This is a genomic window from Methylobacterium sp. 1030, from assembly GCF_040544715.1.
Classification (GTDB): domain Bacteria; phylum Pseudomonadota; class Alphaproteobacteria; order Rhizobiales; family Beijerinckiaceae; genus Methylobacterium.
Genome location: NZ_JBEPKM010000003.1, coordinates 226,123 through 249,751, shown reverse-complemented (window position 1 = coordinate 249,751; position 23,629 = coordinate 226,123). Strand labels below are relative to the sequence as shown.

Here is a 23,629-nt window from a genome sequence, read left to right as displayed (position 1 = left end):
TTCGGCGTCGCTCCGTCATCGGTCTCGCGAATGCGGACCCGGTGGCACGACGCGGTCGTCCCGCGGCCTGCCCTGCGATCATGTGCGCGACCGGCCCGGGGAACCGGATCACGGACGAGGCGACCGATCCACGAGGCGGTCACCTCGCTGGCGGCACCCCAGGGCTCGCCCGCTCCCGTTGCACGAGCAGTCGGCTGCCCTCTGGGGGCGCGGCCCTTTCGGACGAGGGGGTTCAAGTCTCGGCGATGAGGTCCTTGATGCGGGAGGCGAGGGTCTCCAGCACGAACGGCTTGGTCAAGACCTGCATCCCGGGCCGAAGGTAGCCGTTCCCGAGCACGGCGTTCTCCGCGTACCCGGTGATGAACAGCACCTTCAGGTCCGGTCGCCGCTCGCGGCCGGCGTCCGCCATCTGTCGCCCGTTCATGCCCCCCGGCAGGCCAACATCCGTCACCAGCAGATCGATGCGCACGTCCGACTGCAGCACCTTCAGGCCGGCGACGCTGTCGGCGGCCTCGATGGCGGTGTAGCCCAGGTCCTCCAGCACCTCGGTGACCAGCATGCGCACCGAGGGCTCGTCGTCGACGACCAGCACCGTCTCGCCCTGGCCCGCTTGCTCGACCTCGGAAAGCCTGCGCGCGACCGCGTCCTCGTCGGCCTCGCCGTAGTGCCGCGGCAGGTAGAGGCAGACCGTCGTCCCCGCGCCGACCTCGGAGTAGATCCGCACCTGCCCGCCGGACTGCTTGGCGAAGCCGTAGACCATGGACAGGCCGAGGCCCGTGCCCTCGCCGGTGGGCTTTGTGGTGAAGAACGGCTCGAACACCTTTCCGATCAGGTCCGGCGCCATGCCGGTGCCGGTGTCGGTCACGCAGACGCCGAGATACTGGCCGGGCGCGAGGTCGTGCTGGCGGCCGCCGACCTCGTCGATCCACCTGTTGGCGGTCTCGATGGTGATGCGACCACCGTCCGGCATCGCGTCGCGGGCGTTGATGCACAGGTTGAGCAGCGCGTTCTCCAGCTGGCCCGGGTCGATCAGCGCCGGCCACAGCCCCGCGAGACCGACGACCTCCAAGTGGACGGCCGGACCGACGGTGCGCCGGACCAGCTCCTCCATGTCGTGGACGAGGCGGTTCACGTTGGTGGGTTTGGGGTCGAGGGTCTGGCGGCGGGAGAAGGCCAGCAGGCGATGCGTCAGGGCGGCGGCCCGCTTGGCCGCGCCCTGGGCGACGCTCATGTAGCGGTCGAGGTCACCCATCCGCCCCTGGCTCATCCGCGTCTGCATCAGTTCCAGGGAACCGGAGATGCCCGCGAGCAGGTTGTTGAAATCGTGTGCGAGGCCGCCGGTCAGCTGGCCGACCGCCTCCATCTTCTGCGACTGCCGCAGAGCCTCCTCCGTCTTGGCCAGCGCCTCGGCCTGCTGCTTGATCTCGGTCACGTCGCGCACGGACGAGTAGATCAGCCCGTCGCGGGGCACCGCGTTCCAGGACAGCCAGACATAGCTGCCGTCCTTGCGGCGGTAGCGGTTCTCGAACGTGAGCTGGGCCTCCCCGCGCGACAGTCCCCCCGCCGCCGCCACGGTCGACGCGACGTCGTCGGGGTGGACGAAATCGAGGAACGGCCGCGCCTTCATGTCGGCGTCGGTCCACCCGAGGGTTCGCGACCAGGCCGGGTTGAGGCCGACGAAGTAGCCGTCGAGGTTGGCCACGCAGAGCAGGTCGGACGAGGCCTGCCAGATCTGGTCGCGCTCGGCGGTCCGGACGGCGACCTGGCGGGCGAGGTCGGCCTCCGTCTGCACCCGGACGGTCACGTCCTGCACGAAGACGTGGAAACCGTCGACGCGGCCGCCGGCGGTCCGTCGCGGCAGGTAGCGGATCTCGGCGACGCGGTGGCGCCCGTCGCGGTGCGGCCAGTCCGTCTCGAAGGTGACGGGCTCACCCCCGAGCGCCCGATCGATGAAGGGTCGCCGCACGGCGTAGGCGGCCGGGCCGAGCAGCGCGTGGACATCGCGTCCGACGACATCGCCGGGCGGGGCGGAAAACCAGTCCTTGTAGGCCTCGTTGGCGAAGCGGTAGACGTGGCCGGCGTCGATGAACGCGATCAGCACCGGCAGCGCGTCGGTGATGAGCCGGAGCTCGCGCGCGCTGGCCTCCGCCAGCAACTCGGCGCTCCTGCGCGCGGTGATGTCGCTGAAGAAGACCGCGACGCGGTGGTCGCGCGGGTCCCCGACCCGATGCGCACGCACGTCGAACCAGCGCCCGAACACGGCGGCGTAGTTCTCGAAATGGGCGGGTTCCCCGGTCAGGGCGACGCGGCCGTAGCTGTCGAACCAGTGCCGTTCGAGGTCGGGCGCGAACGTGCTGACCCAGCGGCCGGCGACGTCGGCCCCCGTCTGCCGGGCGAAGGCCGGATTGGCCTCCTCGATCAGGTAATCGACCGCCCGTCCGTCCGCGTCGAACCGCATCATGAGGATGCAGAACCCGACCTCGACCGTCTCGAACAGCGTCCGGTAACGGGCCTCGCTCTCCTGCAGCGCCGCCTCGGCCAGGCGGCGGTCGTGGATGTCCTCAACCACCCCGTACCAGGCCACGATGGCGCCGGCTCCGTCGCGGCGGGGACGCGCGCGCGCCCGCATCCAGCGGTACGTGCCGGTCGCCGCGATGTTGATGCGATAGTCCACGTCGACCGGCTCGCCCGAGGCGAGACAGGCCGAGAACACCGCGACCGTGTGGGGGACGTCCTCCGGATGCAGGGCCTTCATCCAGCCCGCGCCGTCGGGTTCGCCGGGTGCCTGGCCCGTCAGTTCCAGCCAGCGGTTCGAGTATGAGGTGATGTTGCCCGCCGGGTCGCAGGTCCACGGCACCTGGGGATTCAGTTCGACGGTATGCCGGAGGTGGGCCTCGCGCTCCCTCAGCGCCCTCGCGGCCAGATGCTCGGCCGTGCGGTCGCGGACAATCTTGGTGAACCCGCGATGCGCACCGGCCTCGTCGAGCAGCGGCATCATCTCGCCCGACGTCCAGACGCGACTGCCGTCCTTGCGGAGGTGCCAGCGCTCGACGGAGGCGCGCGCCTCGCTCGTCGCGAGCCGCATCTCGGCCTCAGGGCGCCCCTCCGCACGGTCCTCGGGCGTGAAGATCCGGTCGGCGGGCTGCCCGCGCATCTCCTCCGACGTCCAACCGAAGATCCGCTCGGCGCCGGGGTTCCAGTCGATGACCGAGCCGTCGCGGTCGGTGACGACGATGGCGAAGTCCCTGACGTTGTCGAAGACGACCCGGTGGCGCCATTCGCTCGCTGGCGCGTCCTGCCCGGCGGTCCGATGCACCGGGCGCACCTCCCGGCCGACGGTCTCGCCCCCTGCTTCCGGCAGCCTCGAGCGCAGGCGCAGCACCTCCGCCTCAAGTTGCGCGCGCGACATCGCGCCGACGTCCGGGCCGATCGATTTCACCGTCTCCCGAATGGCCGGCGTCTCTTCGAAGTCGTGCATCAGGAGGCCAAGCCATCCAGTCCCGGCCGGTTCCGTTTGGAGAGATCACGGTCGCCCGCCGGTCCGGACCGGCAGCCGCGGTCCGCCCGGCAATCGTGGCCGCCGCGTCATGCGATGGACGGACACCGTCCTGAACTTTCAAGACGGGACGGTGTTCGCCGGCATCAACCTTCGCCTGCCTTAAAGGGTCGCGACCCGATCAGCTGTCGGGCCGGCCGAGATCGAAAGGTCGGTAGCGCTCGACGCGCCGATCTCCGTCCTCGAAAGCAAGCCGTACAAGATCCTGAAGCAAGTCCAGACGTCCATTGCTTCGCGGCAAGCGAGACGGGATTGAAAAGTGAGTGGCTTCGCGTGCGACCGAAGTGCTCGAGCGAAGAACTGATTGTGCTAGAGACCGGCCGCTCGCGGAAGGATTTGCGATCCTCAGGATCAGCGTTCCGGCTGCGGCCCAGATCCGACACAGAGGTCGGCACGCTCAGATGAGACTTGAAATTTATAGACGTCGACTAATGAAACTGTTGGTAGCGAGGGAGGGATTTGAACCCCCGACACAAGGATTATGATTCCTCTGCTCTAACCAGCTGAGCTACCCCGCCACGAGCCGCGACCGTCCATCGAGACGATGCGTGCAGTGGCGGCGGTATAGGAAGAGCGGGCGCTCCGTGTCAACGTCTTCTGGTGAGCAAATCGCGCCTCCGGAGGTCGGGCAGGCCGCGTGCCGTCGCGCGCGGGAGGGAGACGCTTGGCTGTCACCGAGAATCGCTCGGCGACAGCCCGTCCGCCATGTCCGATCCGTCCCGGCCCGCTAGGTTTGGCACGGGCCGCTCGACGGCCCGTCAGATCGCGGAGCGTTCGATGACAGCGCGCAAGAGCCATCGCTGGACCACCAGCCTCGCCGCCCTTCTCGTCCTCGGGGTGCCGCTCGCCACGGGTCCGGCATTCGCCGCGGGCAAGGTCGTCACCTACCGCGCGGCGCTCACCGGCGGCAGCGAGGTGCCGGCAACCGCGTCCTCCGGCAAGGGCGAGATCACCGCGACCTTCGATCCCGCCACCAAGCGCCTGAGCTGGTCGGGCCAGTACAGCGGCCTCACCGGGCCGGTCACGGCCGCCCATTTCCACGGGCCGGCCAAGGCGGGCGAGAATGCCGGCGTGCTCGTGCCGGTGACGGCGGCGAGCAGCCCCTTCACCGGCGAGGCGACCCTCGACGACGCCAAGGCCGCCGATCTCGAGGCGGGGAAGGTCTACTTCAACCTCCACACCGCCGCGAACCCGAAGGGCGAGATCCGTGGCCAGATGGAGCGCGCACCCTGATCCGGAACGCCGGGAGCCTCGACGTACCCGGCCGCGCCCGGTAGGCGGATCCCCGTCCACCTGCCGGAGCCTTCGATGAAGCACACCGACGCCATCATCGCCTGGACGCCCGTCCGCTGGGCGGATCTGAAGCCGGAGACCGCCGGGCAGGTCGTCGTCCTGCCCGCGCCAGACGCGGCCGGAGAGGCCAAGCGCTACATGATGCGCGCCGGCGCGAGTTCGTCCGCCCTGGCCACCCTGACGGAGGAGGCCCGCGTCGCGCGCCTGTTCATCGACTTCCAGACCCTGGTCGTCCGCGACGGGATCGATCCGCAGGTCGCCCACCGGGCGTTCCTGGCGATCGACGAGTACCGGTTCCGCATCGCCCCCGATACCGACGGCGCGGAATTTGAGGACCCGCCCGAGGAAGATTAGACCGAGCCTCGAAGGTGCGGCGCGCATCCCTCGCGGAAGCGTGAGAATTAAGAATACACAGAGCGCGGACGCGCCCTATCTCCCGGCGGGTCCTGAATCCGTCGGAGGCCGGCCATGCCCGTATCCCGTCGCGCCGTCATCGCCGCAGCCGCTATCGCCCCGCTCGCCGGCCGCCTCGCCGCGGCGGCCGAGCCGCTGATCCGCCGCCCGATACCCTCCAACGGCGAGACGCTTCCAGCCATCGGGATCGGCACGTCCCGGCGCTACGAGGTCGAGCCGACGCCCGAGGCGGTGGCGCCCCTGAAGGAGGCGGTGAAGACCTTCGTCGCACTCGGCGGATCGGTGATCGACACGGCCCCGAGCTACGGCACCGCCGAGGACGTCCTCGGCCTGATCCTGGCGGAGCCCGGCCTGCGCCAGAAGATCTTCCTCGCCAGCAAGGTCGACACGACCGGCCGCGACGCGACGCTCGCGGAGTTCGACCGATCGCTGAAGCGCATGAAGGTCGACACCCTCGACCTGGTGGCGGTCCACAACCTGATCGACGTGACCGGGAATCTGGCGGTCCTGCGCGATCTGAAGGCGCAGAAGCGCGTCCGGTACGTCGGCGTCACGGTCTGGCGCGACAACCAGCTCGACGCCCTGGAGGCCGTCATGAGGCGCGAGAGCCTCGACTTCATCCAGGTGAACTACGCCATCGACAACCGTGCCGCCGCGGAGCGCGTACTCCCGCTGGCTGCGGATCGCGGCGTGGCGGTGATGACCAACGTGCCGTTCGGCCGCGATCGCCTGTTCAAGGCGGTCCAGGGCAAGGAGTTGCCGGCGGTCGCCAAGGATCTCGGCTGCGCGAGTTGGCCGCAGTTCTTCCTGAAATACGTGCTCGGCAACCCGGCCGTGACCTGCCCGATCCCCGGCATGGCGAAGGCCGCCTATGTCGAGGACAACCTCGGGGCCGCGCGGGGCAAGCTGCCCGACGCGGCGCAGCGCAAGCAGATGGAGACGTTCATCGATGCGGTTTGATCTCATCTCGCGCCGCGCGGCGCTCGCCCTCGCGGCCGGCCTCGCCGTGGCCGCCGCTCTTCCCGCTTCCGTGCCCGCCGCAGCCCAGGACGGCGCGAAGAAGATCCGGATCGGCGTGATCGGCGCCGGGAACATCGGCGGCACGATCGGGTCGCTCTGGGTCAAGGACGGCCACGAGGTCATGTTCGCCTCCCGCCACCCGGAGCAGCTCGCCGCGATGGTCTCGGAGCTCGGGCCCAAGGCCAGGGCCGGCACGCCCGAGGAGGCGATCAAGTTCGGCGACGCCGTGTTCATCGCCGTCCCCTATAAGGCCTATCCGGATCTCGCGAAGGAGATCGGCCCGTCCCTCAAGGGGAAGGTCGTCCTCGATGCCGGCAACGCCACGCAGAAGCGCGACGGCGCGCTCTACGACGAGGTCCAGGCCAGCGGGATCGGCGCGACCTCGGCCAAGTACTTCCCCGGCGCCAAGATCGTGCGCGCCTTCAACGCGGCCAATTACAAGATCTTCGCCAAGGAGGGCGCGGACGGCGGCAAGGGTCGTGCGGGCGGGCGGATGGCGATCCCGATCGCCGGGGACGACCCGGAGGCGCTGAAGGTCGCCGAGGGCCTCGTCCGCGATGCCGGGTTCGACCCGGTGGTGGTCGGCCCGCTCAAGGATGCCGACAAGTTCGCCATGGGCAGCCCGGGCTTCGGTCACGACGTCACCGCGCCGGAGATGCGCGAGAAACTCGGACTGGCGAAGTAGGCGCGTCGCCCGGCCCCTCGCCGGGCCCCGCAACGGCGAGGGGTCCGACCGAGCCTTCCCCGAGGGAGGCCCGTCCGGGGAAGAAGCCCATTCCGGTGAGATCGGCCCATGCCTGAACCCGTCCCCGCCCGCGGCACGCTCGCGCGCCTGATCGACGTTCAGCCCGGCGAGGGCCGCGCTCTGGCCTGGTCTTGGGCCTACATCTTCTCGATCCTGGCCGCCTACTACGTGCTGCGCCCGATCCGGGACCAGATGGGCGTCGCCGGCGGCATCGAGAACCTGCCCTGGCTGTTCACCGCCACCCTCGTGGGGATGCTCGCCCTCAACCTGCCCTTCGCCTACCTGGTGAAACGGATGCCGCGGGCGCGGTTCGTGCCGATCACGTACCGGTTCTTCGCGGCCAACATCCTGGCCTTCGCGCTGACGCTCTACCTCGCGCCCGCCGAGTGGGGCGTGTGGATCGGCCGGGTGTTCTTCGTCTGGCTGTCGATCTTCAACCTGTTCGTGGTCTCGATCTTCTGGGCGACGATCGTCGACGTGTTCTCGAACGCCCAGGGCAAGCGGCTGTTCGGCTTCATCGCGGCCGGCGCGACGCTCGGCGCCATCGCGGGCTCGGCGACCACCGCGATCCTGGCCAAGAACGTCCCGACCTGGGGCCTGATGCTCTGCGCGGTGGTGCTCCTCGAGGTCGCGGTGTTCTGCATGCGCGGGCTCGCGGCGCTGTCGACGCAGCTGCACGAGGTGCCGGGCCGGAACGGGGGCCCCGAGGACGGGCAGGACCGGACGATCGGCGGAAGCGTGCTCGCCGGCGTGACCCGGACTCTCGCATCGCCCTACCTGCTCAACATCTCGCTGTTCCTGCTGCTGTTCTCGGTGACCTCGACGTTCCTGTACTTCGAGCAGGCGGGCATCGCGAAGCGGAGCTTCCCGGACCGCGGCGCGCAGACGGCGTTCTTCGCCAGCGTCGACCTCGCGGTGAACGTCCTCACGCTGGGCATCCAGCTGTTCCTCACGGGCCGGATCGTGAACCGAATCGGCGTCGCCCTGACGCTGGCGATCCTCCCGGCCTTCAGCATCCTCGGCTTCGCGGCGCTCGCGCTCTGGCCGACGATCGGCGTCATCGTGGCGTTCCAGGTGCTCCGCCGGGCCGGGAACTTCGCGATCGCCCGGCCGGTGCGCGAGGTGCTGTTCACCGTCGTCCCCCGGGAGGACCGCTACAAGGCGAAGAGCTTCATCGACACGGTGGTCTACCGGCTGGGCGATCAGGTCGGTGCGTGGTCGTTCACCGGCATCCAGGGCATGGGGCTCGGCAGCGCCAGCGTGGCCGGCGCCGCGATCCCGCTGTCGATGGCGTGGCTCGTGAACAGCGTCTGGCTCGGGCGCGCGCAGGAGCGGCGGCGGGCCGAGCAGGCGGCGGAGCCGGGCATCGAGCCCGAACGGGCCGCGCCGGTCGGCCGCGCGGCCGCTGCGCCCGGCGGGTGAGTGCCGTTTCGCCCCGCCTATCGATGCCGCATGAAGTCCCAGACCAGGTAGGCCGGGAACGGCAGCATGATCGCGAAGAAGATCCAGTCGAACATCTGAGGCATCAAGCCGTCTCCCGCTCGGTCCCCCCTGGTTCTACCGGCGTCCCGAGGTGAAGTTCCGCGCGGCCGCGGCGGCCGTTAAGAGGCGGTTTACCCTGACGGGTGAGGTATCGCGCTCGATCCGGGCGGGAGAGTGACATGGCGGGACCTGCATGGTCGGCGCCGCGGCGCCGGTGGCGTGCCGCCGATCCCGCGATGGCGCTGCTCGGGCTCCTCGCCCTGACACCGGCACCCGTCGCCGCGCAGGAGCCGCTCTTCATCCGCATCCGCCCGCTGCCGGACGCCGAGGCGGCGCGCCTCGCCCGGGAGATGCTCTGGGCCCGTCGGCAGGCCCATGCCCGCGCGGTGATCGAATCGGTCTGCACCGGCTGCCTGGGCGCCTGGAAGGCCGAACCGGTCCCGCCACCGACGCCTGCGCCCGCGCAGGACAGGATTGCGAACCTCACCGTTCCGATAGGGGTTGAACTCGACCCCGGCTCCGGGGCATCCGAGCCCGGTCCCGATCCATCGACCTCCGAGAGGCATCCATGACGCAAGCGCATCCGACCAGCGGCGCCGAGCCCGAAGTCGATTGCCCGGTGACCCTCGAGGTTCTGGGCTCCGTGTACCGGGCTGACGACTTCGACCTGCCGCTGATCCTGGAGCAGATCCCGCCGCTGAAGCGCGCGCAGCTCGCCGCCTACCTCTACGGCAAGAGCCACATGCACAAGCTCGGGCTGAAGGTCGCCCGCTCCTGCGAGCGCGACGACCTGATCCGCGTGGCGGGGGAGATCGGCTCGGTGATCCACGGCCAGGCGCACTTGAAGCCGTCGCGACCGACGCCCGAGCCCGCCCCGCAGCTGCGCGCCAAGACCCCGCCCGGCCAGAAGAAGGTGAGCCTCGCCGGCGCCGCCGCGAAGCCCGCGATCAGCCTCGGTGGCTCGGCCAAGGTCCGCAACTTCGACTGAGAACTGGCGCGCGTAGGGCCAGCCGAGACCGCCGCGCGCGGCTGGCCGCGCCGGCACCGACGGGGCGACGGCGACGCGCGGGACCTGACGGCCGGGTCCGGCATTCCATCGGTGACGGCACGTCGGAAGGCCGGACAATCCGGACTTGTGCGTTGCACGCGCCGCGGGCTTCGGATAATCGCCCGCGATGAACACCGACCACGACAAGATCCTGATCGTCGATTTCGGCTCTCAGGTGACGCAGCTCATCGCCCGCCGAGTGCGCGAGGAGGGCGTCTACTGCGAGATCGTGCCCTTCACGAAGGCCGAGGCCGCGTTCCGCGAGCAGAAGCCCAAGGGCGTGATCCTCTCCGGCGGCCCCGAATCGGTGACCGTCGAGGCCTCGCCCCGCGCGCCCCAACTGGTGTTCGATTCGGGCGTCCCGGTCTTCGGCATCTGCTACGGCCAGCAGACCATGGCGGCCCAGCTCGGCGGCGCCGTCGAGGGCGGCCACCACGCGGAGTTCGGCCGCGCCGAGGTCGAGATCCTGGCCGACTGCCCGCTGTTCAAGGGCGTCTGGCACAAGGGCGAGAAGTACCCGGTCTGGATGAGCCACGGTGATCGCGTCACCAAGCTGCCGGACGGCTTCACCACCGTGGCGATCTCCAGGAACGCGCCCTTCGCGGCGGTGGCCGACGAGGCCCGCAACTACTACGCGGTCCAGTTCCACCCGGAGGTGGCGCACACGCCCCACGGCGCCCTGCTGATCCGCAACTTCGTGCGCGACGTCGCGGGCTGCTCGGGCGACTGGACCATGGGCGCCTACCGCGAGGAGGCCATCGCCAAGATCCGCGAGCAGGTCGGCTCCGAGAAGGTGATCTGCGGCCTTTCGGGCGGCGTCGATTCGGCCGTGGCGGCGGTGCTGATCCACGAGGCGATCGGCGATCAGCTGACCTGCGTGTTCGTCGACCACGGGCTCCTGCGCCTCGGCGAGGCCGAGCAGGTCGTGGCGCTGTTCCGCGACCACTACAACATCCCGCTGGTCCACGTGGAGGCGTCGGGGATGTTCCTCGCGGCTCTGGAGGGCGTCAGCGACCCGGAAATCAAGCGCAAGACGATCGGCCGCCTGTTCATCGACGTTTTCGAGGCCGAATCGAAGAAGATCGGCGGGGCGAAGTTCCTCGCGCAGGGCACGCTCTACCCCGACGTGATCGAGAGCGTGTCGTTCACCGGCGGCCCGTCCGTGACCATCAAGAGCCACCACAATGTCGGCGGCCTGCCCGAGCGCATGAACATGAAGCTCGTGGAGCCGCTGCGCGAGCTTTTCAAGGACGAGGTCCGGGTGCTCGGCAAGGAGCTCGGCCTGCCCGAGGGCTTCGTCGGCCGCCACCCGTTCCCGGGCCCGGGCCTGGCGATCCGCTGCCCCGGCACGATCACCGGCGAGAAGCTGGAGGCCCTGCGCAAGGCCGACGCGATCTACCTCGACGAGATCCGGCAGGCCGGCCTCTACGACACGATCTGGCAGGCCTTCGCGGTGATCCTGCCGGTGAAGACCGTCGGCGTGATGGGCGACGGGCGCACCTACGACCACGTCTGCGCGCTGCGCGCCGTCACCTCGGTCGACGGCATGACCGCCGACTTCTACCCGTTCGACATGGCCTTCCTGGGCCGGGTCGCGACCCGGATCATCAACGAGGTGAAGGGCATCAACCGGGTGACCTACGACATCACCTCGAAGCCGCCTGGCACGATTGAGTGGGAGTGAGCCGGCGTCCGACCCGATTCCCGCGCCGTCATCGCGAGCGGAGCTAAGCGACCCAGAGCAGCGTGACGCTTCGATCCGTGTCGCGCTCCTGGATTGCTTCGCTCCGCTCGCGATGACGCGGCGCCGGTCCTCACGGGGTGCAGAGCGCCGGCTCGACCGCCTTCAGCGCCGGCCGGAACGCCGCGAGGTGCAGCCCGTCGCGCAGGGCGCCGGGCTTGGCGTAACCCGTATCGCCGTCGCGCAGGGCGGCGAACGGATCCGTGAAGACGCAGCCGAGCCGCCCGCAGAGGTTTTGCAACCGGCGCGAGTAATCCGCGACCGCGCCGGCATCGACCAGCTTGCCGATCTCGCGACCGACCGGGGGGAGGGCGGTCACCACGACGCGCGGGCTGAGGGTCTGCAGCCGCTTGACGATCGTCTCGGTGGCGGCCTCGAACTGCTCCGTCGGCTTGTGCAGCTGCGGGTTGTTCTTCACCAGGATGTCGTTGGTCCCGATGGTCAGGACCGCGAGCCGCGGCTGCACCTTGAAGGTCAGGCGCGCGAGGTAGTCCGCGTAGCTGCCCGCGGTCGCGCCGCTGATCCCGCCGTTGAGGAAATCGAGCCCGCAGGGCCGCTGGCTCCCGGGCTGCAGCTCCACCTGGGAATCGCCGGCCCAGAACACGTAGTCCGGCGGCGCCTCGTCGAGGCTGACCTGCACGGCGATCAGGCGCATCTCCGCGTAGGCCCGTGCGTCGGCCCCCGGCCGGTGCAGGCGCCACCCGGCGAAGCCGCCGATCGCCAGGAGGGCGAGCCCGCCGAGAACGAGGGAAACGACGCGCTTCACGGCTCGGCCCCGGCCCGGTCGACCCGGGCGTCGGGCCGCGCGTCCGTCGAGGCGTAGTAGGGCTTGATGTCGAGGAGCGGCGTGCCGTCTAGGCAGTCGAGCCCGCGCACGCGAAGCGTGTCGCCGACGCGGCCGAGCAGTTCCACGACCGACAGGGCGATCGGGTTGGGACGGGCCGGCGAGCGCAGGGAGAACGTGCCCCTGGGGCCGTCGGCGTGGCGCGGCCGCTGGATCACGAGGCCGCGGGTCGCCCGGTCCATCCAGTAGAGGAGGATCAGGTGCGTGCACCCCGTGACGTTGCGCAGGCCGGGGGCGTAGGCCGGGTCGACCTCGACGGTGCAGATTGCGTCGGTCTGCAGGCCATTCTTCGGACAGTCGGACCGCGCCAGCCAGGGCGTGCGCAGCCGGCCGATGAAGTGGAGGCCCGCGTCGAAGGTCGCGGGCAGGGCGGCCCTCTCTTCACCGGGACGGGTCCCGAACTCATCCGCGTCCAGCCCCGTGTCCATGCCCGCGTCCTCGCCGCCGCGCTCCGCGCCGGCCGGCTTGTCGGCCATGTGTCCGCGGCTCGCAACCCCGCATCTCGCCCCCGGATGGCGCGGGGTGTAGATCCGGCAGCAGGAACGGAGGCGACATGATCGAGCGGGAATTGCGGCCGATGCAGGCGGTGGCGGATGCCGCGACCGCCATCGACCGGCTGGTCGAGCTCTACGACGACGCGGCCGGCGCCCTGCGGACCGCGCTGGAGCGCTACCTCGCCGGCGGGCCGCCGCCGGACGCCACGGAGCGGCTCGCCTTCCGCTACCCGGAGCTGCGGATCAGCTACCGCCCGGACGGGCCGCTGCCCCGGGTCCGGCGCGCCACCGCCAAGCTCCAGGCCGCCGGCACCTATGCCACCACAATCACGCATCCGGGATTCTTCCGGACGTACCTGACCCGCCAGCTAGAGCCGCTGATCGCCGACTACGGCATCGCCCTCGAGGTCGGTCTCAGCGCGCAGGAGATTCCCTATCCCTACGTGCTGGAGGCCGGGCTGGACGCGCGCGGGCGGACCGTCGACGGCGCTGACCTCGCCACCTACTTCCCGGTGCCGCTCCTGTCGCTCGTGGGCGACGAGATCGCGGACGGGCTGTTCGACCAGATCCCTGGCGAGCCGCTGCCCCTGGCGCTGTTCGACGCGGTTCGGGTCGATTACTCGCTCCGGCGCCTCGTTCATTACACCGGCTGCGACTGGCGCGACGTCCAGCCCTGGATCCTGCTCACCAACTATCACCGCTACGTCGACCAGTTCGTCCGCCACGGCTTGGAGCGGCTCGCCTCGGGCGCGGAGGGGTTCGAGCGGCTGGTCCTGCCGGGTGGCGTGTCCGTGACCCGTGCCGAGGCGGCCGATGCAGACCCGGCCGCTGTGATCGCCGCCTCGCCCTGGCACCGCCATCAGATGCCGGCCTACCACTTGGTGGCGCGCGATTCCGACGGGACCCAGCAGGGCACGACGCTGGTCAATATCGGCGTCGGCCCCTCGAACGCGAAGACGATCACCGACCACCTCGCGGTGCTGCGCCCGGATTGCTGGCTGATGGTCGGCCATTGCGGCGGCCTGCGGCAGTCGCAGACCATCGGCGACTACGTGCTGGCGCACGCCTACCTCCGCCGCGACCGTATCCTCGACGAGCTCGTGCCGCCGGACGTGCCGGTGCCGGCCCTCGCCGAGGTGCAGGTCGCCCTTCAGGACGCCGCCGCCGCGGTGACGGGCGAGCAGGCTGACGCGCTCAAGCGGCGCCTGCGCACCGGCACGGTGGTGACCTACGACGATCGCAACTGGGAACTGCGCTTCAGCCAGGAGCGGCGTCGGATCAACCAGTCCCGCGCCGTGGCGGTGGACATGGAGAGCGGCACGGTCGCCGCCCAGGGCTTCCGCCTGCGCGTTCCCTACGGCGCGCTGCTCTGCGTCTCAGACAAGCCGCTCCACGGCGAGATCAAGCTGCCGGGTGCCGCCAACGCCTTCTACGATCGGGCCGTCTCGGAGCACCTCCGGGTCGGGCTGGCGGCCCTCGACGTTCTTCGGGCCGATCGGCAAGGTCTCCACTCGCGCAAGCTGCGCAGTTTCGATGAACCACCCTTCCGGTGAGACTTCGTGAAGTCCAGGGTGACGTTCGAGCCCGACGTACATATCGCCAACTCAGCGACCGACTGCCACGCCATCGGTCATACTCAAGCTTGGATACAGCCGCCTTGAAGCCGGGTTGAGTGGTTAAAGCACCACACATCAGGCTGAGCTTTCCCATGACTCGTATCGCACTCGTCTCCACCGCCCTCCTGGCGGCCGTCGCGTTCGCGCCGACCGTCGCCGATGCCCGCGGCTTCGGCGGCGGTGGCTTCCACGGCGGCGGATTTGGCGGGGGCGGCTCCCGCGGCGGCAGTGTCGGCGGCGGAGCGTTCCGGAACGGCGGCTTCGGCGGCGGCGCCTTCCAGAACGGCGTCGGCGGGGCGCGGGCCGGCGGACTGGGCGGCGACTTCCGCGGGGCCGGGCTCGGCGTGGCCGGCGTCGGCGGCGTCCGGACCGGCGGCCTGCGGGCCGGCGGATATAACCAGGCCGGCCGGTTCGGCGGGGTCGGGAACCGCGGGATCGCCGGTCGCGGCTTGGTCAACCGCGGCTATTACGGCCACCGCTACGGACGCGGCGTCGGCTACGGACTCGCCGGCCTCGGGCTCGGCCTCGGCGTCGGTTACGGCCTGGGCGGTCTCGACTACGGCTACGACAATTGCGCCTACACTTACGGCTACGGCGCCTACGACCCGGCTGCCTGCAACGGCTACTACGGCTACGGCTACTGAGTCAGGCGGCGCGGGTCTCGTCCCCGCGGCGCATCCTCGAAACCGCGCGACGCCCGGCCGGCCTTCGCTCGGGCAATGTCGTGAGGACCCCTGGGCCAGATCGGCCCACCGGATCCACAGCCTTCGCTGCAGGCGAAGGCTCGCTCAACAAGTCCCGAATTGCGAACCGTTCCAATCCGATGAGGATGCCGCTTCCGGCGTAGCGTGGTGCGGGGACGATCGCGGTGAGCGGCGAGGGACTGGTTGCGGCGACGGCGGGGCTGCTCGTGCTGTGCATGGGCCTGTGGGCGACCGCGCTGCTGCCCGAGATCGTCACGGCACTCGCCTTCTTCGGACTGGCGATGCTGCTGCGTCTCGGCTCGGCCGCGACGGTGTTCTCGGGCTTCTCGTCCTCCGCGTTCTGGCTGGTCCTGTCCGGCATGGTAGTGGGGCAGGGCATGACCCGGACCGGCCTGGGCGCCCGGATGGCGCGCACCCTCGCCCTGCGGCTCTCCGGCTCCTACGGCCGCTTCATCGCTGGGCTGGTGACGCTGAGCTTCCTCATCGCCTTCGTCATGCCGTCGAATCTGGGCCGCATTGCCCTGATGATCCCCGTCACCCTCGCACTCTGCGACGCCTTCGGCCTCGCGGCCGGGCGCCCGGGGCGGACGGGTGCGGTCCTGGCCGTCGGCCTCGCCACCCCGATCCTCTCTGCGGCGATCCTGCCCGCCAACGTCCCGAACCTCGTGATGGCCGGCTCGGCCGAGCACCTGCTCGGCCTGCACCTGTCGTACCTCTCTTACTTCCTTCTGCATGCCCCGGTCCTGGCGCTGTTGAAGGGCGTGCTGCTCGTCGGCCTCATCGTCCGGCTGTTCCCGGACAACCTCGGCTCCGCCGCTCCGGCCCTGCCGGACCTTCCCCCGCTGTCCGCGCCCGAGCGGCGCCTCGCGGTGATCCTCGCCTGCACGCTGATCCTCTGGATGACCGACAGCCTCCACGGCCTTGCCCCCGCCTGGGTCGGCCTCGCCGCCGCGGTCGTCTGCCTGCTGCCGCGGATCGGGGTCCTGCCGCCGGAGGCGTTCCAACAGGTGAACCTGCGGACCTGCTTCTACATCGCGGCGCTGCTCGGCCTCGTCGCCCTCGTCAACGAGACCGGGCTCGGCGAGCGCCTCGGCCATCTGCTGCTGACCGTCGCCCCCCTGGCGCACGACGCGCCGACGCAGAACTTCGCGGTGCTCACCGGCATCGCCACGGTGCTGACCCTCCTCGTCACCGCCAACGGCGCCCCGGCCCTGTACACGGCGCTCGCGGGCGAGATGTCGGAGGCGAGCGGCCTGTCACCCTTCGCGGTCGTCTCGCTGCAGGTGATCGGCTACTCGACCCTGTTCTTCCCCTATCAGGCGCCCCCGATCGTGTTCGCCAGCGAGCTCGGGCGGGTCCGTCTCCGGGACGCGACCCGGCTCACCCTGAGCTTCGGTTTCCTGTCGCTCCTCGTGGCGGCGCCGCTCGACTACGCGTGGTGGCGCCTCCTGGGACAGCTGAAGTGACAGAATCGGCAAAGTGTCGCCCCAGAGGGCACATTGCGCCGCACCATGACGGATTGCGGGTTGCCCGCTCAGGCTCTAGCGCTACCAGATTAGAGACGGTCCAGTTCGCAGCTGCGAGGCTTCAACACGATGGCACCCACCGCCCGCCCGACAGTGGCTCAGCCCATGTCGCCGCATCTCCAGATCTATCGCTGGACCTGGACGATGGCGATGTCGGTGTTCCACCGCATCACCGGCACCGCGCTCTACGGCGGGACTGCTCTCGTAGGGATCTGGCTCGTGGCTCTGGCCTCGGGACCGGCCGGCTACTCTTACGTGGCCGGGTTCTTCGGCTCGATCTTCGGGCGCCTGATCCTGTTCGTCTACACGTGGATCCTGATGCACCACATGCTCGGCGGCATCCGGCACCTGATCTGGGACACCGGCGTCGGCTTCGACCGGGAGAAGCGCCTCTCGATGGCCCGGCTGACGCTGATCGGCTCGGTGGCCCTCACCCTCGTCATCTGGGCGGTCGCCCTTCTGGTCCGCTGAGGAGGACGACATGGCTAAGGAAGAGGTCCGGCAGGACACGCGCGTCTCGATCCGCACGCCGCGCGCCCGCGTACGCGGCCTCGGCGTCTCCCATCACGGCGCCGGGCACTGGTGGCTGCAGCGGCTGACCGCCGTCGCCAACGTCGTGCTGATGCTGAGCTTCGTGGTGATCATCGCCAAGATGGCGAGCCGCGGCTACCCGGAGGCGCGGCTCCTCGTCGCGACCCCTCTGGTGTCGATCCTCCTGATCCTGGCACTACTGTCGGTCACGGTCCACATGCGCCTCGGCATGCAGGTGATCATCGAGGACTACGTGCACGCGCCGGCGACGAAGATCGCGGCGGTGTTCGCCAACAACGCCTACGCGGTCGTCGTGGCCGTCGCCTGTCTCTACGCGGTCCTGCGCATCGGCTTCGGACAGCCGGCCTGACCCCGCCAACATCGATCTCGAGGAGCCGAACATGGCCGCCAACGGCACAAACGGCAGCGGGCCTGCCTACACCATCCACGATCACGCCTTCGACGTCGCGATCGTCGGCGCGGGCGGCGCAGGACTGCGCGCCACGGTGGGCTGCTCGGAAGCGGGCCTGCGCACCGCCTGCATCACCAAGGTGTTCCCGACGCGCTCGCACACGGTGGCGGCGCAGGGCGGCATCTCGGCCTCGCTGGGCAACATGGGCCCGGACGACTGGCGCTGGCACATGTACGACACCGTGAAGGGATCGGACTGGCTCGGCGACCAGGACGCCATCGAGTACCTCGTGCGCAACGCGCCCGCCGCCGTCTACGAGCTGGAGCACTGGGGCGTACCGTTCTCCCGCACGGAGGAGGGCAAGATCTACCAGCGCCCGTTCGGCGGCATGACGACCGATTACGGCAAGGGCACCGCCCAGCGCACCTGCGCGGCGGCCGACCGGACCGGCCACGCGATGCTGCACACCCTCTACGGGCAGGCGGTGAAGAACCAGACCGATTTCTTCATCGAGTACTTCGCCCTCGACCTGATCATGGACGACGAGGGCCGCTGCCGCGGCGTCATCGCCCTCGATCAGGCCACTGGCGAGATCCACCGCTTCCGCGCCCAGATGACCATCCTGGCGACCGGCGGCTACGGCCGCGCCTACTTCTCGGCGACCTCCGCCCATACCTGCACGGGCGACGGCAACGCCATGGTGCTGCGCGCCGGCCTGCCGCTGCAGGACATGGAGTTCGTGCAGTTTCACCCGACCGGCATCTACGGCGCGGGCTGCCTGATCACCGAAGGCTCCCGCGGCGAGGGCGGCTACCTCACCAATTCCGAGGGCGAGCGCTTCATGGAGCGCTACGCGCCGTCGGCGAAGGACCTCGCCTCGCGTGACGTCGTCTCGCGCTCCATGACCATGGAGATCCGCGACGGCCGCGGCGTCGGCAAGAACAAGGACCACATCTACCTGCACCTCGACCACCTGGACCCGAAGATCCTGCACGAGCGCCTGCCGGGCATCTCGGAATCCGCGCGAATCTTCGCGGGCGTCGACGTGACCAAGGAGCCGATCCCGGTCATCCCGACCGTCCACTACAACATGGGCGGCATCCCCACGAACTATCACGGCGAGGTACTGACGCTGCGCGACGGCAACCCCGACACGGTGGTCCCGGGGCTGATGGCGATCGGCGAGGCGGCCTGCGTCTCCGTCCACGGCGCCAATCGCCTCGGCTCGAACTCGCTGATCGACCTCGTGGTCTTCGGCCGCGCCGCCGGCAAGCGCTGCGCCGAGATCGTCGAGCCGAACGGCCGGGCCATGGAGCTGCCCAAGGGCGCGACCGACAAGGCCCTCGAGCGCCTCGACCGGTTCCGCTACGCCAACGGCTCGACGCCGACCGCCGAACTCCGTGCCGAGATGCAGAAGACGATGCAGAACAACTGCGCCGTGTTCCGCACCGGCGAGGTGCTGGAGGAGGGCAAGGGCCTGATCCACAAGGTCTGGAACGCCGCCGCCGACGTGAAGATCACCGACCGGTCGCTGGTCTGGAACACCGACCTCCTGGAGACTCTGGAGTTCGACAACCTGATCGGCCAGGCGGTGGTGACGATGGAATCGGCCGCCAACCGCACGGAGTCCCGCGGCGCCCACGCGCGCGAGGACTTCCCGGACCGCGACGACAAGGACTGGATGAAGCACACGCTGTCCTGGCTCGACGAGGGCCAGCACCAAGTGGTCATCGATTACCGCCCGGTCCACACCTACACGATGTCCAACGAGATCCAGTACATCGAGCCCAAGGCGCGCGTGTACTGATCTGCAACTCTGCACAACGACTGCGGCGGCGGGGCCTCACCCCTCCGGCCGCCGCGTCCTGCTCCAGCGGAAGCCGTCGAGAACCATGGCTCAGTTCAACCTTCCGAAGAATTCCCAGATCACCCAGGGCAAGTCCTGGCCGGCCCCGCCCGGCGCCAGGAACCTGCAGACCTTCAAGATCTACCGCTGGAACCCGGATGACGGGGCCAACCCGCGGATCGACACCTATCAGGTCGACCGCGAGGATTGCGGCCCGATGGTCCTCGACGCGCTGCTGTGGATCAAGAACAAGGTCGACTCGACGCTGGTCTTCCGCCGCTCCTGCCGCGAGGGCATCTGCGGCTCCTGCGCGATGAACATCGAGGGGCAGAACGCGCTCGCCTGCACGATGGGCATCGACGAGTGCAAGAGCCCCGACAACGCCCTGCCGGTGATGACCCGCAAGGACAAGGACGGTGCGATCCGGATCTACCCGCTGCCGCACATGCCGGTCCTCAAGGATCTCGTGCCGGACCTGACGAATTTCTACGCCCAGCACGCCGCCATCGAGCCCTGGCTCCAGACCGAGACGCCCGCGCCCGAGAAGGAGTGGCGCCAGACGCCGGAGGACCGCTCCCGCCTCGACGGCCTCTACGAGTGCATCCTGTGCGCGTGCTGTACCACGTCGTGCCCGAGCTACTGGTGGAACGGCGACAAGTTCCTCGGCCCGGCGGCCCTGCTGCAGGCCTATCGCTGGCTGATCGACTCGCGCGACGAGAACACGGGCCACCGCCTCGACGGCCTGCACGACCCGTTCCGCCTGTATCGCTGCCACACGATCATGAACTGCGCCAACACGTGCCCGAAGAGCCTGAACCCGGCGAAGGCCATCGCCGAGATCAAGAAGATGATGGTCGAGCGCACGCTCTGATCGCGCAGTCGAGTCGGGTGTTGAGGCCTGAGGGCCACACCCGGCCGAAAAGGCCGGCTCTCCGCAGCAGAGTTGGTCCGGGCTGAGAGGGCTGCCTTGCGGACAGCGCAATTGCCACGGAGTCAGGATCGAAGCGCCTCCGCGCCGTGAATCCTGACCCGAAGTGGACCGATGCTGCGCCCGAGCCTGTCGACGTTCGCCGTTCTCTGTCTGGCCGCCAGCCTCGGCGCCTGCGCCTCCAGCCGCCTCGACGGGCCGCGCACCCGGGGGCCGTCGCCCCAGGCGTCCCTGGACACGGTGCCGGCCATGCCGTCGGGCACGGTGACGGCGGCCCCGCTGGCGCCGCCGCCCGGCGTCGCGGCGAGCCCCGACGCGCCGCCCCCGCCCGGTGCCCAGGCGGCCGCGCCGCCCGCCGGCGGCCCCACCGTGATCGCCGAGCCGGTCGCCCCGCCGGCGCCGCCGCCGCCGGTCGCCACGGGCGGCCGCTCGTCGGTGGTCGGAAGCTGGGATGCGCGGGACGCGACCGGTGCGAACTGCAAGGTCACGCTCTCGAGCACCCCGGCCCTCGACCTCTACCGGGCGACGGCCTCGGGCTGCGCCAACAAGGATCTCGCGCGGGTCTCGGCCTGGGACTTCCGCGACGGCGAGGTCTACCTCTACCAGCCGGGCGGCTCGGTGGCGGCGCGGCTGCGTCAGGGCGGCGGCGGCCTGGAAGGCGCCCTCACCAAGTCCGGCGCGGCCCTCGCCCTGAACCGCTGAGGCCGGGCGGCGCGACCACGCCGCGCGGTTGGCGCGCGGCGGGAGGCGCTTACATGAGGGGCTCCCGCCGCGTCACGCCCCCATCAACATGTTCCTCGATTGGCTTGAACGCCGCGTCGACCCCTTCGCGCCCTTCGACGAGGCGCGGATGCCGCCGCGGTCGGTGCTCGGCTTCGCCTGGTTCTACCTGCGCCCGATCCGCGCCGCCCTGGCGGCGCTGTTCGTCATCGCGGTGATCGCCGGCACGGTCGAGGCCTCCCTCTACCTCGTGATGCGCTGGTTCATCGACCTGCTCGGCTCGGCCGACCGGGCGACGGTGCTGTCGGACCACGCGGTCGAGCTCGGGCTGGTGGTCCTGCTGATCGCCGTGGTGCGACCGCTGTCGATCTGGGCCCACGAGGTGCTGTCCAACCAGCTGGTCGTGCCGCAATCGACCAGCCAGATCCGCTGGCGGGCGCATCTCTACACCCTCGGGCACGCGCTCTCGTATTTCCAGGGCGACTTCTCGGGACGGCTCGCCAACCGCGTCGTCCAGGTGGGCCCGGCGGTGCGGGAACTCGCCGTCGTCTTCATCGACACCCTCCTATACGTGGCGATCTACGCGATCACCGCGGTCGGGCTGTTCAGCGCGATCTCGCCGTGGCTCGCCGTCCCGGTGCTGCTCTGGATCGCCGCCTACGCGGCCCTGACCGCGTGGTTCGTGCCCCGGGCCCGCGCGCGCTCGCACAAGACCGCCGACACCCGCTCGACGCTGATCGGCCGCATCGTCGACAGCTACACCAACATTCTGACGGTGAAGCTCTTCGCCCGCGACCGCGAGGAGCGGGCCGCGGTGCAGGACGCCGTGGAAGTCCACACCGCCGCCTATCTCCACCAGTTCCGGCTGGTCACCCTGACGACGAGCCTCCTCGGCCTGCTCAACAGCGGGCTCCTGATCGCTACCGGCGCGGCCTGCCTCGTGCTGTGGCGCGACGGCGGCATGACGACCGGCGAGGCGTCGGCGGGGCTCGCCCTGGTCCTCAGGCTCATCGCCATGTCGGGCTGGGTCATGCAGACCGTGCGCGGCGTCTTCGAGAATGTCGGCGTGGTCCAGGAGAGCATGCAGACGATGGCCCGGCCGCACGCCCTCGTCGACGCGCCGGACGCGCGGACGCTCGCCGTCACCGGCGGCGAGATCCGGTTCGAGGAGGTCGGCTTCCACTACGGGCGCGGCGACGCCACCGTCATCGAGGATTTCTCCCTGACGATCCGTCCGGGCGAGAAGGTCGGGCTGGTCGGCGTCAGCGGCGCCGGCAAGTCGACCCTAGCGGGCCTGCTCCTGCGGCTCTACGACGTGGAGAGCGGGCGGATCCTGGTGGACGGCCAGGACATCGCGACGGTGACCCAGCAATCCCTGCGCGAGGCCATCGCGATGGTCAGCCAGGACACTTCCCTGCTGCACCGCTCCATCCGCGACAACATCGCCTACGGCCGCCCCGGCGCCACCCAGGCGGAGATCGAGCGGGCCGCGCGGCTCGCCCACGCGGACACGTTCATCGCCGACCTCGTCGACCACAAGGGCCGGCGCGGCTACGACGCCCAGGTCGGCGAGCGGGGCGTCAAGCTGTCCGGCGGCCAGCGCCAGCGCATCGCCATCGCCCGCGTCATGCTGAAGGACGCGCCGATCCTGATTCTCGACGAGGCGACCTCGGCGCTCGACAGCCAGGTCGAGGCGGCGATCCAGGAATCGCTCGACACGCTGATGGCCGGCAAGACCGTGCTGGCCATCGCGCATCGCCTGTCGACGATCGCGGCCCTCGACCGGCTGGTCGTGATCGACCGAGGCCGGATCATCGAGGAGGGGACTCACGCCGAGTTGGTCGCCGCCGGCGGCGTCTATGCCGGGCTGTGGTCGCGGCAGTCGGGCGGTTTTCTCGACGACGGGACGGCCCGATACGACAGCGCCGTCGCCTGAGCGTCGGAGGAGCGAGATTGCCGGCAACATACCGCTACGATCGAGGGGCGACCTTATCGCCGCGCCGCACACTGCGGCTTGACTCGGGGGCGGCAGACGGTCTCATTGCTCAGATTAGAACCATAATGCTTTGTTCCCGGGACGAGCCGGGACGAGGGCACCTGCGGCCCTGACGCCGACGCATGGAGTTCCGAACCTTGGCGAACACATCAGCCGCCGCTGCCGCGGTCTCTGGTCATGAGGGCAGCCGCCGTGACTTCCTGTTCCTGGCGACCGGCGCCGGCTTGGCGGTCGGGGCGGGAGCCGTCGTCTGGCCGCTGATCTCCTCTATGGCGCCCGACGCCGACACGATCGCCGCCGGCGCGCCGATCGAGGTCGACCTGACACCGATCCAGGACGGTCAGATCATCAACGTCTTCTGGCGCGGCAAGCTGATCTTCGTGCGCAAGCTGACCGCCAAGGAAGTGACCGACATGAAGGCGGTCCCGCTCTCGGCCATGATCGACCCGGCCGCCTTCCCGACGCGGGTCAAGAGCGGCCACGACCAGTGGCTGGTGGTCTACGGCAACTGCACGCATCTCGGCTGCGTGCCGATCGGCCACCAGGGCAATTTCGAGGGCTGGGCCTGCCCGTGCCACGGCTCGCAATTCGACGCGGTGGGTCGCGTGCGCCACGGACCGGCGCCCATCAACCTGCCGATCCCGCCCTACGCCTTCCAGACCGATACCAAGATCCGGATCGGCGAAGGCGGCAAGGAAGCGGCCTGAGGAGGA

21 protein-coding genes and 1 tRNA gene are annotated in these 23,629 nt (G+C 70.1%); 18 read left to right on the top strand and 4 right to left on the bottom strand.

The genetic code is table 11. From position 1 onward, the window contains the following. Positions 1 to 232 precede the first annotated feature (232 nt). Both ABIC30_RS05720 and ABIC30_RS05715 read right to left on the bottom strand, forming a co-directional pair. Positions 233 to 3,478 (bottom strand): PAS domain S-box protein, encoded by a 3,246-nt coding sequence (locus ABIC30_RS05720; RefSeq protein ID WP_020091753.1) that lies wholly within the window; start codon positions 3,476 to 3,478, stop codon positions 233 to 235. A gap of 519 nt (positions 3,479 to 3,997) precedes the next feature. Beyond that, positions 3,998 to 4,074 (bottom strand) — tRNA-Met (locus ABIC30_RS05715). A gap of 259 nt (positions 4,075 to 4,333) precedes the next feature. On the opposite strand from ABIC30_RS05715, the gene ABIC30_RS05710 reads away from it, so the two are divergent. The 8 genes from ABIC30_RS05710 to guaA all read left to right on the top strand — a co-directional run bounded on the left by ABIC30_RS05710 (position 4,334) and on the right by guaA (position 11,242). Continuing rightward, the gene (locus tag ABIC30_RS05710; RefSeq protein WP_331326462.1) at positions 4,334 to 4,789 is read left to right on the top strand and encodes a CHRD domain-containing protein; all 456 of its coding nucleotides are present in this window, start codon (positions 4,334 to 4,336) and stop codon (positions 4,787 to 4,789) included. A 75-nt stretch (positions 4,790 to 4,864) separates the two neighbouring features. Then, on the top strand, positions 4,865 to 5,203 hold the full coding sequence (locus ABIC30_RS05705; RefSeq protein WP_331326461.1) for a hypothetical protein: 339 nt from the start codon (positions 4,865 to 4,867) through the stop codon (positions 5,201 to 5,203). Positions 5,204 to 5,317: 114 nt separating this feature from the next. Beyond that, positions 5,318 to 6,223, top strand: coding sequence for an aldo/keto reductase (locus ABIC30_RS05700; RefSeq protein WP_331326460.1), 906 nt, complete (start codon positions 5,318 to 5,320; stop codon positions 6,221 to 6,223). Beyond that, a complete protein-coding gene (locus ABIC30_RS05695) occupies positions 6,213 to 6,968 on the top strand; it encodes an NADPH-dependent F420 reductase (protein WP_354454355.1) in 756 nt (251 codons plus the stop codon). Before ABIC30_RS05700 ends, ABIC30_RS05695 begins: the two co-directional genes overlap by 11 nt. Before the next feature lie 108 nt (positions 6,969 to 7,076). After that, complete coding sequence (locus ABIC30_RS05690) at positions 7,077 to 8,450, top strand: NTP/NDP exchange transporter (RefSeq protein WP_091978056.1); 1,374 nt, start codon at positions 7,077 to 7,079, stop codon at positions 8,448 to 8,450. 296 nt (positions 8,451 to 8,746) lie between these two features. After that, complete coding sequence (locus ABIC30_RS05685) at positions 8,747 to 9,082, top strand: hypothetical protein (protein ID WP_091978057.1); 336 nt, start codon at positions 8,747 to 8,749, stop codon at positions 9,080 to 9,082. Continuing rightward, positions 9,079 to 9,498, top strand: coding sequence for a hypothetical protein (locus tag ABIC30_RS05680; RefSeq protein WP_020091761.1), 420 nt, complete (start codon positions 9,079 to 9,081; stop codon positions 9,496 to 9,498). Before ABIC30_RS05685 ends, ABIC30_RS05680 begins: the two co-directional genes overlap by 4 nt. Positions 9,499 to 9,685: 187 nt before the next feature. After that, a complete protein-coding gene (guaA, locus tag ABIC30_RS05675) occupies positions 9,686 to 11,242 on the top strand; it encodes a glutamine-hydrolyzing GMP synthase (RefSeq protein WP_012317458.1) in 1,557 nt (518 codons plus the stop codon). A gap of 130 nt (positions 11,243 to 11,372) precedes the next feature. Here guaA and ABIC30_RS05670 read toward each other — a convergent pair whose 3' ends face one another. Together ABIC30_RS05670 and tsaA are read right to left on the bottom strand one after the other, a co-directional pair. Further along, positions 11,373 to 12,065, bottom strand: a complete 693-nt coding sequence (locus ABIC30_RS05670) for an SGNH/GDSL hydrolase family protein (protein ID WP_091978058.1) — start codon at positions 12,063 to 12,065, stop codon at positions 11,373 to 11,375. Continuing rightward, positions 12,062 to 12,571 carry a tRNA (N6-threonylcarbamoyladenosine(37)-N6)-methyltransferase TrmO gene (gene tsaA / locus ABIC30_RS05665; RefSeq protein ID WP_091978103.1) on the bottom strand — a complete coding sequence of 170 codons (510 nt, stop codon included), beginning with the start codon at positions 12,569 to 12,571 and terminating at the stop codon, positions 12,062 to 12,064. Before tsaA ends, ABIC30_RS05670 begins: the two co-directional genes overlap by 4 nt. A 125-nt stretch (positions 12,572 to 12,696) precedes the next feature. Here tsaA and ABIC30_RS05660 point away from each other — a divergent pair, with 125 nt between their 5' ends. The 10 genes from ABIC30_RS05660 (at position 12,697) to petA (ending at position 23,623) form a co-directional block, all read left to right on the top strand. Then, entirely contained in the window at positions 12,697 to 14,190 is a 1,494-nt protein-coding gene (locus ABIC30_RS05660; RefSeq protein WP_091978059.1) for an AMP nucleosidase, read from the top strand. Between the two features lie 155 nt (positions 14,191 to 14,345). After that, entirely contained in the window at positions 14,346 to 14,897 is a 552-nt protein-coding gene (locus ABIC30_RS05655; RefSeq protein WP_354454352.1) for a hypothetical protein, read from the top strand. A gap of 275 nt (positions 14,898 to 15,172) precedes the next feature. Continuing rightward, positions 15,173 to 16,423: an SLC13 family permease gene (locus ABIC30_RS05650; RefSeq protein WP_502915823.1), complete on the top strand. Its 1,251-nt coding sequence runs from the start codon at positions 15,173 to 15,175 to the stop codon at positions 16,421 to 16,423. 129 nt (positions 16,424 to 16,552) lie between these two features. Beyond that, positions 16,553 to 16,954 carry a succinate dehydrogenase, cytochrome b556 subunit gene (gene sdhC / locus ABIC30_RS05645; protein ID WP_331326455.1) on the top strand — a complete coding sequence of 134 codons (402 nt, stop codon included), beginning with the start codon at positions 16,553 to 16,555 and terminating at the stop codon, positions 16,952 to 16,954. Positions 16,955 to 16,964: 10 nt separating this feature from the next. Then, positions 16,965 to 17,384 (top strand): succinate dehydrogenase, hydrophobic membrane anchor protein, encoded by a 420-nt coding sequence (sdhD, locus tag ABIC30_RS05640; protein WP_331326454.1) that lies wholly within the window; start codon positions 16,965 to 16,967, stop codon positions 17,382 to 17,384. Positions 17,385 to 17,415: 31 nt separating this feature from the next. Beyond that, the gene (gene sdhA / locus ABIC30_RS05635) at positions 17,416 to 19,233 is read left to right on the top strand and encodes a succinate dehydrogenase flavoprotein subunit (RefSeq protein WP_331326453.1); all 1,818 of its coding nucleotides are present in this window, start codon (positions 17,416 to 17,418) and stop codon (positions 19,231 to 19,233) included. 85 nt (positions 19,234 to 19,318) lie between these two features. Beyond that, entirely contained in the window at positions 19,319 to 20,143 is an 825-nt protein-coding gene (locus tag ABIC30_RS05630; protein ID WP_024831121.1) for a succinate dehydrogenase iron-sulfur subunit, read from the top strand. A gap of 171 nt (positions 20,144 to 20,314) precedes the next feature. Next, positions 20,315 to 20,902, top strand: a complete 588-nt coding sequence (locus ABIC30_RS05625; RefSeq protein ID WP_056521266.1) for a protease inhibitor Inh/omp19 family protein — start codon at positions 20,315 to 20,317, stop codon at positions 20,900 to 20,902. Between the two features lie 88 nt (positions 20,903 to 20,990). After that, complete coding sequence (locus ABIC30_RS05620) at positions 20,991 to 22,856, top strand: ABC transporter ATP-binding protein (protein ID WP_331326452.1); 1,866 nt, start codon at positions 20,991 to 20,993, stop codon at positions 22,854 to 22,856. Positions 22,857 to 23,053: 197 nt separating this feature from the next. After that, entirely contained in the window at positions 23,054 to 23,623 is a 570-nt protein-coding gene (gene petA, locus ABIC30_RS05615; RefSeq protein ID WP_091678874.1) for a ubiquinol-cytochrome c reductase iron-sulfur subunit, read from the top strand. Positions 23,624 to 23,629: the final 6 nt, after the last annotated feature.

What these genes read in the sequence shown, in the direction of transcription:
- ABIC30_RS05705 (WP_331326461.1), top strand. Translation starts at nt 4,865, where the DNA reads ATGAAGCACACCGACGCCATCATCGCCTGGACGCCCGTCCGCTGGGCG.
- ABIC30_RS05680 (WP_020091761.1), top strand. Translation starts at nt 9,079, where the DNA reads ATGACGCAAGCGCATCCGACCAGCGGCGCCGAGCCCGAAGTCGATTGC.
- guaA (WP_012317458.1), top strand. Translation starts at nt 9,686, where the DNA reads ATGAACACCGACCACGACAAGATCCTGATCGTCGATTTCGGCTCTCAG.
- ABIC30_RS05660 (WP_091978059.1), top strand. Translation starts at nt 12,697, where the DNA reads ATGATCGAGCGGGAATTGCGGCCGATGCAGGCGGTGGCGGATGCCGCG.
- sdhA (WP_331326453.1), top strand. Translation starts at nt 17,416, where the DNA reads ATGGCCGCCAACGGCACAAACGGCAGCGGGCCTGCCTACACCATCCAC.
- ABIC30_RS05700 (WP_331326460.1), top strand. Translation starts at nt 5,318, where the DNA reads ATGCCCGTATCCCGTCGCGCCGTCATCGCCGCAGCCGCTATCGCCCCG.
- tsaA (WP_091978103.1), bottom strand. Translation starts at nt 12,571, where the DNA reads ATGGACACGGGGCTGGACGCGGATGAGTTCGGGACCCGTCCCGGTGAA.
- ABIC30_RS05695 (WP_354454355.1), top strand. Translation starts at nt 6,213, where the DNA reads ATGCGGTTTGATCTCATCTCGCGCCGCGCGGCGCTCGCCCTCGCGGCC.
- sdhD (WP_331326454.1), top strand. Translation starts at nt 16,965, where the DNA reads ATGGCTAAGGAAGAGGTCCGGCAGGACACGCGCGTCTCGATCCGCACG.
- ABIC30_RS05625 (WP_056521266.1), top strand. Translation starts at nt 20,315, where the DNA reads ATGCTGCGCCCGAGCCTGTCGACGTTCGCCGTTCTCTGTCTGGCCGCC.
- ABIC30_RS05630 (WP_024831121.1), top strand. Translation starts at nt 19,319, where the DNA reads ATGGCTCAGTTCAACCTTCCGAAGAATTCCCAGATCACCCAGGGCAAG.
- sdhC (WP_331326455.1), top strand. Translation starts at nt 16,553, where the DNA reads ATGGCACCCACCGCCCGCCCGACAGTGGCTCAGCCCATGTCGCCGCAT.
- ABIC30_RS05690 (WP_091978056.1), top strand. Translation starts at nt 7,077, where the DNA reads ATGCCTGAACCCGTCCCCGCCCGCGGCACGCTCGCGCGCCTGATCGAC.
- ABIC30_RS05685 (WP_091978057.1), top strand. Translation starts at nt 8,747, where the DNA reads ATGGCGCTGCTCGGGCTCCTCGCCCTGACACCGGCACCCGTCGCCGCG.
- ABIC30_RS05720 (WP_020091753.1), bottom strand. Translation starts at nt 3,478, where the DNA reads ATGCACGACTTCGAAGAGACGCCGGCCATTCGGGAGACGGTGAAATCG.
- ABIC30_RS05655 (WP_354454352.1), top strand. Translation starts at nt 14,346, where the DNA reads ATGACTCGTATCGCACTCGTCTCCACCGCCCTCCTGGCGGCCGTCGCG.
- ABIC30_RS05710 (WP_331326462.1), top strand. Translation starts at nt 4,334, where the DNA reads ATGACAGCGCGCAAGAGCCATCGCTGGACCACCAGCCTCGCCGCCCTT.
- ABIC30_RS05650 (WP_502915823.1), top strand. Translation starts at nt 15,173, where the DNA reads ATGGGCCTGTGGGCGACCGCGCTGCTGCCCGAGATCGTCACGGCACTC.
- ABIC30_RS05620 (WP_331326452.1), top strand. Translation starts at nt 20,991, where the DNA reads ATGTTCCTCGATTGGCTTGAACGCCGCGTCGACCCCTTCGCGCCCTTC.